The sequence below is a fragment of the Bradyrhizobium sp. LeoB3 genome (genome assembly GCF_055456055.1).
The window spans coordinates 1-1463 of record NZ_JBVBEF010000286.1 but is presented as its reverse complement, the minus strand read 5'-3'; the positions used below and the strand labels follow the sequence as shown (position 1 = coordinate 1463).

General features: G+C 66.0%; 1 protein-coding gene. It reads right to left on the bottom strand.

The genetic code is table 11. The features are described 5' to 3' along the window. Positions 1–263 precede the first annotated feature (263 nt). Complete coding sequence (locus ACZXDY_RS45875; RefSeq protein ID WP_463332003.1) at positions 264–1292, bottom strand: IS110 family RNA-guided transposase; 1029 nt, start codon at positions 1290–1292, stop codon at positions 264–266. Positions 1293–1463: the final 171 nt, after the last annotated feature.

Sequence of the window (1463 nt, the reverse complement as noted above, 5' to 3'; positions counted from 1 at the left end):
CTTTGCCCACCCTTCTGTAACGGGCCTTGCTCAGTCAATCCCTTTTGCGTCATCCACTCGCCGGGGTCTCGCTTCTGTACGGGGTCGGTGCAAGACCGCCACCTGATGGGGTTGGAGAGGATAGGTCGGCCAATCTACAGGAGCGTGGTTACGAGCCACCTGGTGGGCAACGGCCTGACCTGATCCATCGTCCCGGCGAAGGGACTTCGCTTCGAGAAGGCCTGGTGTGGTGACCCGCCCGAAAACCTGGTGTGCGCCTCCTGTCAGGCTGCCGCCGCGGCGGCGTTGAACGGGGTTTGATCGACCAGCATGCGATGCATGATCACCGCCAGGCGGCGGGCGAGCGCCACCTTGGCCTTGCTCATGCCGGCGCGGCGGGCGATCCGCATCGCCCAGCTCTTCAATTGCGAACAGCCCTTGACCGGCTTGGTCAGCATGATGTGGGCGGCCTCGTAGAGCACCGTGCGCACCGCGCCGTCGCCGAGCTTGCTGATCCGGCCGGTGTAGTCGGTCTCGCCGGACTGGTGCTTCTTCGGCGTCAAGCCGAAATGCGCCCCCACCTGCTTGGATGATTTGAACCGGTGCGGATCGTCGATGGCGCTGGCATAGGTCAGCGCCACGATCGGGCCGACCGCGGGGACCGACGTCAGCAGCCGGGCCTGCATGTCGGCTCGCGCCATGCTGCGGGTCTGCTTCTCGAACGCCGCGAACTCCTTGCGCAGGATCTCGCGCACCGCCAATAGCGCACCGGCGATCCGCTCAAGATGCGGATGGCCGGCGACGAGGGCCTGGATCCGTCCGGCAAACTCGCGCTTCGTCGGCGTGCCGACCTTGAGACCGAAGCCGCGCAGGATCCCGCGCAGGCTGTTCTCGACGTCGAGCAGCTTCGATTGCACCAGCTTGCGGGCGGTCAGCGTCGCCCGCGTCTCCTGCGCGCTCAGCGACTTGCAGTGCACCGGCCGGAACCAGCCCAACCGGATCAGCTGTGCAATCCCCCGTGCGTCGTTGCGATCCGACTTCACCGGCATGGCCTTGAACGCATCCCGCACGTGTCGCGTCTCCAGCAGCTCCACGGCGAGCCCGGCCGCCTTCATCTTTGCAAACAGCCATTGCGACAGCGGGCCGGCCTCCAGCCCGATCCGCTCAAGACCGTAGCCGAGCGCGTGGAACCAGGCGATCAGCGCCTCCGGCTCGCTCGCCACCTTGGCTTCCCGCACGATCTTGCCGTTGGCGTCAACCACACACACGCTCGAGCATTCCAATGACACATCGATTCCGGCATAGTGCTCCATGGTCGTCTCTCCGTGATGCTTGGAGCGAGGTCCATCCTCGACTCCGTCACACCATCAATGTGAGGGACGACCGCCCGCCCTCCAAGCAAGCCGCGCGCAGCGCGCCACCCATAGCGCCGTAGCAAGCGCGGCTTGCTTGGAGGGCAGACCGCGGCCCGTTACCCCATCTAC

Excerpts from the sequence above, each read along its gene's own strand:
- ACZXDY_RS45875 (WP_463332003.1), bottom strand. The coding sequence starts at position 1,292 with ATGGAGCACTATGCCGGAATCGATGTGTCATTGGAATGCTCGAGCGTG.